Source organism: Sphingobium sp. Leaf26, assembly GCF_001421665.1.
Taxonomy (GTDB): Bacteria; Pseudomonadota; Alphaproteobacteria; order Sphingomonadales; family Sphingomonadaceae; genus Sphingobium.
In genome coordinates this window covers 41,569-52,787 of the sequence record NZ_LMKV01000010.1, presented here as the reverse complement: position 1 = coordinate 52,787, position 11,219 = coordinate 41,569, and the positions used below count along the sequence as shown (strand labels likewise).

The window sequence follows — 11,219 nt, the reverse complement described above, 5'->3', positions numbered from 1 at the left end:
TGGGCCTTCATCTTCGTTCCTTCGTCACTACGACCAAGCCCCAACCCTCCTTAAATCAAAACCTCAAATCTGTGCCATTGGTGCTGACGGCGAACAGCCGATCAACTGATCGCGAACAGTGATTACATCTGATTCGTACGATTTGACATGAGAACATAGAGAGAACAATAGGTCGGCACACGAAACTACGATCGGCGATAAGCAGTGTGGCAATTTCCACCATCAGCACGCCTGTTCCAATGTCCCTAAGCCAGCGCCTTATACCAATCGGTCGCTTTGACCGGCGCGATCGTCAGCTTCCGTTGGCACCAGACGCTCCTCGGCCATGGAGTGGACGCTTGGCTTTTGGTCAATAGCAGCCGGAAAAGCGGACCGTCAGCACTTGTAGATCAGATGCTCGCCGCTGAGCGTCTACAAAGGGTCGATGTGCGCAGGAGGAACTTGGCTTATGGATAATCTCACTGCCATTTTTGTAGCGGTGCGCGGGAGGCTCGGCATCGCATTCGAAGCTCAAGCAGTGGAAACTGGGTAGAGCCAACCGCGCGCGCGCTGGATCGATGGCGCGACACTAGCGCGTCATCAGGCAGAAAATTCGGGAAAATCTGGTCACTGATGCAAAACATGTCGATCCAAAGGAGGGCGGACAGCACTCTCCGTAATTCTGCCCAAGTCGTCCTGCCACCAAGGTCATCCAGCTAACACTACCCTTTGGTCAATGTGCCCGAAATGGTTGCCGGGGACCTCCATACGGACACGATCGCCGAACTTCAGGAACGGTATTTGTGATGCATGATCGCGGATCATCTCTATGGCGCGTCGTTCGGACAGGCAGCAGGAACCGACCTCGTCATAGGCAGCGTTCGACACCGTGCCCGATCCGATGATCGTCCCCGCGACCAGATCACGGGTGCGCGCGGCGTGGGCGACAAGATCGTGAAAGCCGAACGCCATTTCCCCGCCATGGGGATGCCCAAACCAGACGCCGTCGAGCGTGACGTGCAGCGGCAGATGGACCCGGCCGTCCGCCCAGGCCTCGCCCAGTTCGTCCGGTGTTACGGCAAAGGGTGCGACCGAGCAGGCGGGCTTTGCCTGAACCCAGCCGAATCCCGTCTTCATCTCGATGGGCGCGATCGCGCGCAGCGACCAGTCGTTGATGAGGAGGACGAGCTTGATGTGGCTCAGGGCATCCTGCGGCGTCGTTCCCATCGGCACGGCACCGGTGATGATGCCGAACTCCCCCTCGAAATCGATGCCGTCATCCTCGCTGGGCAGCGGCACGTCCTGCGTGCCCGACAGGAAGCGATCTGACAGCCCCTGATACATGAGCGGCCATTCCGTTTCGATCGGGGGCAGGTTGAACGCCTTTTGCATCAGTTCGCCATGCTGGGGAAAGGCCGACCCATCCAGCCATTGCCAGGCACGCGGCAGCGGCGCGAGCAGAAGCGCATGGTCGAGCAGCGCCCCCTCCCCGCGATCCAGCCGATCGGCGATCGCCCGCAGGTGCGGCTCGGCCACCGTCCATTGCTCGATCGCCTGCTGCAACGTATCGGCGACGGGCGCGCCGGGAAGGCAGCGCGTCGCATCCCGTGACACGATGACCAGCGCGCCGTCGGGGGCGCCATTGTCCAAAGTCGCGAGGCGCATGGCCTTAATCCTCGATGATGGCGACGGCGCGGGTCCACCCGGCCGAAGCGCCCTTGATCTTGTGCGGGAAGCAGCTGACGGTGAAACCGTGGGACGGCAGCGCTTCCAGATTGTGCAGCTTTTCCAAGTGGCAATAGCCGATGTCCCGGCCCGCCTTATGCCCTTCCCAGATCAGCGACGTGTCGCCGGTTTCCTTCACCTTTTGCGCTGTATAGCTGAACGGCGCGTCCCAACTCCAGGCATCGGTGCCGGTGACGCGCACGCCGCGGGTGGTGAGATACATGGTCGCCTCATAGCCCATGCCGCAACCGACATCGACGAAGTCGGGCCGCCCCAGCGCCTTGCCCGCCGCCGTGTTGACAAGGACGATATCAAGCGGCTGGAGGTCGTGGCCGACGCGGGCCAATTCAGCCTCGACGTCCGCGGCCGTGACCACATAGCCGTCGGGAAAATGGCGGAAGTCGAGCTTCACACCCGGACGAAAACACCAGTCGAGCGGCACTTCATCGATCGTGATCGCCCGCTCAGCTTTACCGTCTTTGGCATCCATGGTGGGATGATAATGATAGGGCGCGTCGAGATGCGTGCCGTTATGCGTCGTCAGCGTCACCCATTCCGCAGCCGCAAAACCCGCCCCGTCCGGCGTCTGGTCGGCCGTGACGCCGGGGAAGAAATGCTGGAGTTCGGCCACCGTCTCGCCATGCGTCTGATAGGTGATTTTGGGACGCAGGAACGGTGGATCGGACACCACATCATTGTCGAGCGTGATCGACAGATCGATGAAACAGCGGCTCATTCTGTCCGGCCGCCCAGCGTTTCGGCGAACCAGTCGGCGATGACATCGCGGCCATAGGCCATATTGTCCGCACCGACATGTTCCACCCCGCCTTCGCGGTCGGTGAAGATCACCTTCTCGCGGCGCGGGCTGTTGACGAGCTGGTCGTAGAGATCGTCGGCATAGGACAGGCTGATCTGCCGATCCTTCGCGCCGTGCGTCACCAGGAAAGGCACGGTGATCCGGTCCATATGGCCGTTAAGGTTCATGTCCGCGCTCTTCGCGTGGAAATCCTCCATGTCGCTCGCGCCGAACGCCCACATGACATGCGCCCAATAATGGGGCACCGGGTTCTCGCCTTCGCGGTTGAGCCGCTTCTGCTGCACCTCCGCCCAGTTATGGTTGGCGCCCCATACCGCACCGCTGGCGAAACGCGGTTCATAGGCCACGGCGCGCGGCGCGAAATGGCCGCCCAGCGAAATGCCGGTCATGCCGATGCGGGCGGGATCGACATCAACCTGCGTTTCCAGCCAGTCCGCCGCCTTGCTGGCCCAGCTTTCGCTGTGCGGATCGACGGGCAGTTCCTGCAAACGCAGCGCTTCCCCGCTGCCGGGCTGATCGACGCACAGCGTCGATATACCGCGCCGCGCAAGGGCTTGCGGCAGGCGCGACCAGTAGAGCAGTTCCTTGCAGCTATCGAGGCCGTTGCAATAGACGACGACAGGCTTGCGGCCTGCACCAGGCGCGCGGGTGTAGAGGGCGGGCATGGTGCCGGTCGCAAGTGGGATGTCCACCCGCTCGCGATCAAGGCCGCCCAGCTTAGTCGACTTTTCGAACGCAGCCAGCGCCTTGGCATAGGTGTCCTTGCGCCCCGGATGGCCATGGCCCTGCATCCGTTCGGCGGTGATAAGATAGAGGGCAGCCCGCTCCAGCTTGTTGGAAGCCGAAAAGGCCCGGTCGCGCGCTTCATCCTCCTGCGCCAGCCCGATCAACTTGTCGCCCATCGCCGCCCACTGCGCCATGAATTGCGGGGTGCCGGCATCTGCGCCGGTGGCCGCCGCGTCGCGGATCGGCTGGCACATATCAATGATTTCACCCATCTGCGCGCCGCTTTCCATCGCGATCGCAACCGACAGGTTCCAGATATAGTTTGGGAAATATTCAAACAGGGCCATGACTTCTACTCCCCTTCAAACTTCTACGGCCTGGAACAGGCCTGTATCGGCCTCTGGGTGCGGCATGGTCTGCGGACCGCCTACGCCAATGCCCCACTGGTCCATCGTCTTGGGGCCAGGGACATGCACCTTGGCCTCATGGCTTTCGAAATCCACGTTCTCCAACTCCGACGTATATTCGACCGCAAAGCCCGCGGGCGTGGTGAAATAGCTGAAGGTATTGTTGCCCGCCGTGTGCCGGCCCGGACCCCAACGAATGTCGGTGCCCTTGTGCTTGAGACGGTTGATGCCCACCATCATGTCATCGACGCTCAGCATGTCATAAGCGACATGATTGAGGCAGGGCGGTCCAGGCAGGATCGCCATGCGGTGATGCGCCGCATGGCAGCGCAGGAAGCACATGAAGTCGCCCAGCCAGTCGCTGATCTTGAACCCCAGCACGTCGCAGAACCACTGCGCCATCGCCTTGTGATCGGGCGAATGGAGTACGATATGGCTGATCTTCTGCGGGATACCCTCCCAGCGGCTTAGCGCGCGTGGCGCGCGCGCGGTGACGTCGCTGGAAATCTCGAAAGGCAGGCCATCGGGCGAGAAGAAGCGAAAGCCATAGCCGCCGCCCAGCGTATCAAGATCCTTCGGTGCGAAGATGATGCGCGCACCAGATGCCGCCACCTTGTCGTGCAGCGCATCCACATCCGCCCGGCTGTCGGCCGCCAGCGCGATCACGTCGATGCGCTTCTCGTCGGCGGCGCGCAGGCGCACGACATAGCCCTCTTCGCCGCCGTCCGCGGCGAAATAGACCATGCCGTCCTTCTCTCCGGCATCGACCAGCTTCCACTGGTCGGCATAGAACGCGCGTTCGGCCTCCAGGTCGGGAACGGCATAGCCGACATAACGAATTTCAGTGACACGGCTCATGATGGAAACTCCAGGAAAAATGGTGCGCGCCTCAGATCGGCTGCGCGACGATTGCGAACATGGCGTGGGTGGCCTTGGCGTTGTCGACCGGCGGACCCCGGCCGATCTGGCCATGGCAGATCGCCAGACTTTCACGCACGATGTAGGCGCAGCGATCGAAACGACGATTGCGATAGGCGGTGAGGGCGACTTCCAGATCGTCATGGCGCGACAATTCTTCCGCTAGCACCAGGCTGTCTTCGATCGCCATGCCGGCGCCCTGCCCCAGGTGCGGCGTGGTCGCGTGGACGGCGTCGCCCAGCAGAACAACCCGGCCCTTATGCCATGGCCCCTCGACCAGAAGCCCTTCAAGCGGTCGATAGACCACACCCTCATCATCTGTAATCTGCTCGGCAAGCGTGCGGATGGCCGGCGCCGTCTGCATCAACTTGTCGCGCATGGCGGCGGCCAGACCGTCCCTTGGATAGCGCGGATTTTCCGGCTCCGGCGTGGTTACGTACATGTACATGAGGGTGCTGGAGATCGGGACCAGCCCCACCCCGGTTGGCCCATTATAGACCTGCAAGGCATCCAGCCCAGCCGGTCGCGCGAAATTATAGCGCCATACCGCTTGCCCGGTGAACTGAGGCTCTGGTCCGTGCGGGAACAAGGCAGACCGGGTCTGCGAATAGACCCCGTCGGCGCCGATCACGAGGTCATAATATCCAGAGCTGCCGTCCGAAAAACCAACATGAACGCCAGCGCCATCATCTTCGATCGACGCGATTGTGACACCGAGTTGGACAGTTGCTCCGTTGGCCAGCGTGCGATCGCCCAGCACCTTGTGCAGCGCGCGGCGACCGATCCCGACATTGGCGGGCTTGCCCTCGACGAGCCGGGGTGACGGAACCCGCGCGATCATCGTGCCGTCCGGCAGGAATATTTCCACCGCGTCGAAGCCCACGCCTGCCGAGAGATAATCGTCCAGCAGCCCCAGTTCGCTCATCGCGCGAACCACGTTCGACTGCTGGATGATGCCGACACCATAGACCGACCAGTCCGGGTCACGTTCGATGACATGGACATCATGCCCTTTCGCGCGGAGCGCGATCGCGGCGGTCAGCCCGCCGATGCCACCACCGATGACGAGGATACGCTGCGCGTCCAAACTTCGCTCTCCACTCTTATCTTGAGGGGGTAAGTCTAGCGTGGAAAAAAAATATCAAAATTCGATTGTTTGGATGATTATCTATCCATCGGATTTATGGATTGCGGCGGTGCGCAATTGTGATCGTAGCCAGCGCAGGCCTTCGTCTGCGGCGCGGGTCTGATGAAACTGCACCAGTTCTTCCATGACGGGGAAGGGGAAAGGCAGGGGTTGATAGACGATCGGGAACATCTGGGCCGCAGCGCGCGCCAGCCGTTCGTGCATGATCGCGAGCCGCTGCGTCCCGACCAGCAGCCAAGGTACGGTCGTGAAGGACGAGGCAGATACCTCGATCCGCCGATGCTTGCCCATGAGGGCCAATTGTCGGTCCGCGAAAGCCGCGTTGGATAGCGTGCCGATTGCGATCGCGACATGGCCTGCCGCCAGAAAGCGCTTTTCGTTCAGGGGTGCAGACAGCAGATCGTTACCGCTCCACCCGGCCACCACATGCTGCTCTTCAAACAGCAATTCCGTCGGATGATCCTGGGACAGAAATTCACGCGGGCTGATCATCAGGTCAGCCTTGCCCGCCGTGATCAGCGGCGTGCTTTGTTCGCTTGGGGACATGAGTTGGACAGTGATCGCCGGTGCTTCGACGACAAGGCGCGTCAGCAAGGGTGCGATGACGGCGGCGACGACATAGTCGGACGCGATGACCCTGAACAGCCGCTGGGACGATTGCGGATCGAACGATGCCGATGTTGCGAGCAGCGATTCAATCCCTCCCAGACATTCGTGCACCAAGGGCGAGAGGCTTTCGGCAAAAGCGGTCGGATACATGCGCTTGCCATGACTGACGAGCAGAGGATCACCGAAATAATCCCGCAGCCGCGATAACGCAGCGCTCATGGCGGGCTGGCTCAGATGCATCTGACGCGCTGTTTCCGACACCGAGTGGGTTTGCATCAACCCTTCAAACACAGCGAGCAGGTTGAGGTCGAGGCCGCGAAAACGCATGATCCATCCATTCCATGATTGGATAACGATAAGATCAAATGATTTAACCTATGCGCCCTTCCTGTCTAGGCTTTCCTGACAGACGCGCCGGATCAGGCGCGCGCATTTGGAGAGGAGACGACCATGAAGGCAGCCCTGCTAGCGACCGCCGCCGTTTTTCTAGCACCGATCTCACCCGTTCACGCTCAGGCAGGAGCGGGCAATGATCAGGCGAATGGGGGCGGCATCGCGGACATCATCGTCACGGCGCAGCGCCGCAGCGAAAATCTCCAGAAAGCCGCCATCGCCGTCAGCGCCGTGACCGGCGACACGCTGGTGCAGCAGAGCATAACCCAGGCCAATGACCTCACGCGCGTCGTGCCCGCCCTACAGGTCGCGCCTGCGGCATCCTTCACCCAAATCTATCTGCGCGGCGTCGGCACCTTCGGCGCGAATGCCTTTGCCGAACAGGGCGTGGCCTTCAACCTCGACGGCGTGTACCTCTCCCGCCCGGCCGCGCCTGCGGGCCTTTTCTATGACCTTGAACGGGTCGAAGTGCTCAAGGGGCCGCAGGGTACGCTCTACGGCCGCAACGCCACCGGTGGCGCCGTGAACGTCATCACCGCCAAGCCCAAGCTGGGCGAGACCAGCGGCTATATCAATGCGGAATATGGCAATTACGACGCGATGAAGGGTTCGGCAGCGCTCAACCTACCTTTAGGCGATAAAGTCGCGTTCCGGATCGCTGGCCAATATGTGAAGCGCGACGGCTATTATAGCGATGGTTATGACGATGAAGACACGCAGGCGGTGCGCGCGCAATTGCGCGGGGAAACCGGCACGGGCCTGGATGCCACGCTGTCGGTCGATTATGCTCATGTCGGCGGCATGGGATCGGGCGGCACGATCATGCCGCTGCTGGACGGCAAGAAGCGATTGGGGCCGAGCGATCCGCGCGTCATCGCGGCCTATGTCGCCCGCTCTCCCACCCGCCCCGTGCCGCAGGCGATCGCGAGCGACGATGGCTATCAGGATAATGGCTTCTTTGGCACGGCGCTTACGGTCAATGCCGATCTGGGTTTCGCGACCCTGACTGTCGTTCCGGCCTATCGCAAGACGGACCTCGATTTCCGATCCTATGCGTCGAGCTTCCTGATCGACATTCAGGAGGAGTCCAGCCAGATGTCGCTGGAAACGCGCCTGGCAAGCCAATCAGGCCCGTTGCAGTGGGTGGTAGGCGGCTATTATTTTGCCGAAGACGTCAGCGCGCGGCAATTGTTCGACCAGGCGAGCAATGGCACGCGGATCAATTCGCAGCTTGATACCGAAAGCCTTGCCGCCTTCGGTCAGGCGACGCTGTCGCTGTCGGACAGCTTGCGCGTCACTGGCGGCCTGCGTTACACGACCGACCACAAGCGCCAGGCGACCGAGGCCCATACGTTGCCATTTGTAGGCTTCGTCAATCCCGCGCAGGGTAATTTCACGCCGATCATCCTAGATATCGTCAGCAACCCGCGCACCGATATCGACTTCAACAAGCTGACCTGGAAGGCGGGCGTGGAATTCGACGTCGGGCCACGATCGCTTCTTTACGCTTCGGCCGCGACGGGCTTCAAATCGGGCGCGCTGTTCGCGGCGACAGGTCGCAACTATTCCGCGCCCGAAAATATGATGGCCTATACGGTCGGGTCGAAGAACCGCTTCTTCGACAACAAGGTGCAGCTCAACGCCGAAGCCTTCTACTGGAAATATAAGGACCAGCAGATTTCGCATCTCGGCCCGGTGCAGGTCGCCAGCACACCAGGCGGCCCGATCTTCGGCCCGGTCTTCACCACCGAAAATGCGGGCAAATCGACCATCTACGGCCTTGAACTGGAAGCGCTGTTCCAGCCGTCCGCCAACGCCCAATTCTCCGCCAACATCCAGTATCTGCAAACCAAATATGACGAGCTGATCTATCAGGCCTATTCGACAACCGGCACGGCCCCGGTCATCGGCTGCGCGGTCACGCCAACGGCCCTGACCGGCGCATCGCCGGCCGCGCGCATATTCGACGTCAACTGTTCGGGGCGACCGCTGGTCAATGCGCCCAAATGGGTGTTCAACCTGGGCTATGAGCATGGCATCCAGCTGGGCGATCATGGCCGGATCACGGCCGCTATGGACACGCGGATCGAGACATCGCGCTATCTCTCGCTCGATTTCCTCGATCTGGGCCGGCAGGGCAGCTATATGATGTCGAACGCGCGTCTGACCTACGAGACGCCATCGGGCAATTTTTCGCTCACCGGCTTTGTCAACAATATCGAAAATGAACTGGTGTTCGCCAACTCGCTGCAAAGCCCGGCAAAGCCTGGTGTGATCTACAACCAGCTTCGCCCGCCCCGCACCTATGGCGTGCGCGCAGGCTTTCGTTTCTGATCGGACATATGGGGACCACGCATAGCATGGGCAGGTAGGCGGAAGGAAAATCCCGCCTACCGCTTTGTCGCGTTATCCGTCGACATGGACGGGTCGCGGCCCAGAAACAGTTGCGCGATCAGCGTGCGAAACCAGAGGATCGCCGGATCGCCGTCGACCCGTCGATGCCAGAATTGCTGAAGGCTGATCAGCGGCGTTTCGAACGGGGGCGGCAACAGCTTGAGCGGCGCCATGGTGGCCAGGATGGCCGCGACGGCGTGGGGCACTGTGGAGATGAGGTCGGACCCGGCGACCAACAGCGGCACGCTCATGAAATGGGGCGACTGCAACTGGATGCGGCGCGACAGGCCCAGTTGTTGCATCCGCGTTTCGACCAATTCCTGGCTGCGCCCCTTTTGCGACACCAGAATATGACCCAGGCCCAGAAACTGGTCGAGCGACAGGCTGTCGCCGATGGTCGGGTGATCACGCCGCACGATGCAGCTGAAGGGGTGATCGAACAGGGTCTGGCACAGGAAGCTGCTGCCCTGAAGGTCCGGGAAATAGCCAAGCGCCAGATCGACCACGCCGTCCGCCATCGCCCTTTCCAGTTCCTGGGGCGGCATGGAATGACAGCGCAGGGTGGCGCCCGGCGCGCGATCCTTCAGCACCTCCAGTAGGGTCGGCAGAAAAACCAGTTCGCCGATGTCCGACGTGCTGATCGCAAAGCAGCGTTCCGAACGGAGCGGATCGAAGACCGGCAGCCCCATCAATTCCGCGTCGACCGTCTCCAATATCCGCCGGACCGGTTCGCGCAGCCGATCGCCCATGGGCGTGGGCTGCATGGCGTTGCCGATGCGCACCAGCAATGCGTCATTGAAAAACTGGCGCAGCTTGCCGAGCGCGAAACTGACATTGGGCTGGCTCATGTTCAACCGCCGTGCGGTGGCATGCACCCCGCGCTCCTCCAGCAGGATGTCGAGCACCACCAGCAGGTTCAGGTCCAGTCTGCGGTAATCCATCCAGCTGATCTAGCATATCAGCATAACTAGTTACATCGATCAGTTCGAACCGCGCTAAGTCATTTGGGAGATAAGACAGGAGAGCGCATTGACCCAGCAGCCCGCATCCGCCGGCGAATCATCCTTCCTTACCGATATCTGGTATGTCGCGGGGTGGGGCCATGAACTGACGCCTGGCACGCGCACCGCCCGCACGATCATGGATCAACCGCTGGTGCTGTTCCGCACCGAAGCCGGGGCGGTCGCCGCGCTGGAGGATCGCTGCTGCCACCGCGCCATGCCGCTGAGCGAGGGGATGGTAGTCGGGGAGAATATCCGTTGCACCTATCATGGCCTGGAATTCGCGGCCGACGGCGCCTGCGTCCGTATTCCAGCGCAAGACAAGATCCCGGCCACCGCGCGTGTCCGCCGCTATCCGCTTGTCGAAAAGGACGCCTTGTTGTGGATCTGGATGGGCGACGCGGCGAAGGCCGACCCTGCCGCCATTCCCAATCATCCCTGGCATAATGATCCGGGCTGGGCCTGGCGCAGCGCCCATTATGACGTGCAGGGCAACTGGCAATTGCTGGTCGATAACCTCATGGACCTGTCCCACCTGCCCTATATCCACCCGCGCACGATCGGCGGCGATCCTGAATTGCATTTCAAGACGCCGACGCAGGCGACCCGGCTGGCAGACGGCGTCCGCGTCGAACGGCGGATGCCTTCCTCGGTCCCGCCGCCGACCTATGTCGCCGCAGCCGGCTTTGCCGGGCTGGTCGATCGCTGGCAGGAAATCGAATTCCATCCGATGTTCATCCGCATCCACACCGGCGCCTGCGACGAAGGCACGGGCGCCTATGATGGCGATCGATCGCATGGCCTGTCGATGCTGGGTTTCCACGGCATCACCCCGGAAACCGAAGGCACCACCCATTATTTCTGGTCGATGGCGACCAACATCACCCAGGGTGACATTCCCGACCTCGTCTTTGAACAGACGGCGCGCACCTTCAAGGAAGACCAGATCGTCCTGGAGATGCAGCAGCGGCGGATCGCGCGGGAACCGGGGCGGCCGATGCTGGACATCGCCAGCGACGTGGGCGGGCGACAGACGCGCCAGTTCATCCAGCGCCTGTTCCGGGCGCAGCGGGGGGAAGACACCGCCGCTGCGTGACCGGGCG

9 protein-coding genes are annotated in these 11,219 nt (G+C 61.8%); 2 read left to right on the top strand and 7 right to left on the bottom strand.

What is annotated here, in order from left to right; genetic code table 11:
• Nucleotides 1-687: 687 nt before the first annotated feature.
• From ASE85_RS08825 to ASE85_RS08800, 6 genes are all read right to left on the bottom strand, one after another.
• Nucleotides 688-1,644 (bottom strand): fumarylacetoacetate hydrolase family protein, encoded by a 957-nt coding sequence (locus ASE85_RS08825; protein ID WP_056686804.1) that lies wholly within the window; start codon nt 1,642-1,644, stop codon nt 688-690.
• A 4-nt stretch (nt 1,645-1,648) separates the two neighbouring features.
• Nucleotides 1,649-2,440, bottom strand: coding sequence for a cyclase family protein (locus tag ASE85_RS08820; RefSeq protein WP_056686801.1), 792 nt, complete (start codon nt 2,438-2,440; stop codon nt 1,649-1,651).
• Nucleotides 2,437-3,594 carry an alpha/beta hydrolase family protein gene (locus ASE85_RS08815; RefSeq protein ID WP_056686798.1) on the bottom strand — a complete coding sequence of 386 codons (1,158 nt, stop codon included), beginning with the start codon at nt 3,592-3,594 and terminating at the stop codon, nt 2,437-2,439. Before ASE85_RS08815 ends, ASE85_RS08820 begins: the two co-directional genes overlap by 4 nt.
• Nucleotides 3,595-3,609: 15 nt before the next feature.
• On the bottom strand, nt 3,610-4,512 hold the full coding sequence (locus ASE85_RS08810; protein WP_056686795.1) for a VOC family protein: 903 nt from the start codon (nt 4,510-4,512) through the stop codon (nt 3,610-3,612).
• A 31-nt stretch (nt 4,513-4,543) separates the two neighbouring features.
• Nucleotides 4,544-5,659, bottom strand: coding sequence for an FAD-dependent oxidoreductase (locus ASE85_RS08805; RefSeq protein ID WP_056686793.1), 1,116 nt, complete (start codon nt 5,657-5,659; stop codon nt 4,544-4,546).
• A gap of 81 nt (nt 5,660-5,740) precedes the next feature.
• Nucleotides 5,741-6,655 carry a LysR family transcriptional regulator gene (locus tag ASE85_RS08800; protein ID WP_056686790.1) on the bottom strand — a complete coding sequence of 305 codons (915 nt, stop codon included), beginning with the start codon at nt 6,653-6,655 and terminating at the stop codon, nt 5,741-5,743.
• 123 nt (nt 6,656-6,778) lie between these two features.
• Here ASE85_RS08800 and ASE85_RS08795 point away from each other — a divergent pair, with 123 nt between their 5' ends.
• Nucleotides 6,779-9,055: a TonB-dependent receptor gene (locus ASE85_RS08795; RefSeq protein WP_056686787.1), complete on the top strand. Its 2,277-nt coding sequence runs from the start codon at nt 6,779-6,781 to the stop codon at nt 9,053-9,055.
• Between the two features lie 56 nt (nt 9,056-9,111).
• Here the strand turns inward: ASE85_RS08795 and ASE85_RS08790 are convergent, their stop codons facing one another.
• Complete coding sequence (locus ASE85_RS08790) at nt 9,112-10,056, bottom strand: LysR family transcriptional regulator (protein ID WP_056686784.1); 945 nt, start codon at nt 10,054-10,056, stop codon at nt 9,112-9,114.
• A gap of 88 nt (nt 10,057-10,144) precedes the next feature.
• On the opposite strand from ASE85_RS08790, the gene ASE85_RS08785 reads away from it, so the two are divergent.
• Nucleotides 10,145-11,212: an aromatic ring-hydroxylating dioxygenase subunit alpha gene (locus ASE85_RS08785; protein WP_056686781.1), complete on the top strand. Its 1,068-nt coding sequence runs from the start codon at nt 10,145-10,147 to the stop codon at nt 11,210-11,212.
• The last annotated feature ends 7 nt before the right edge of the window (nt 11,213-11,219 follow it).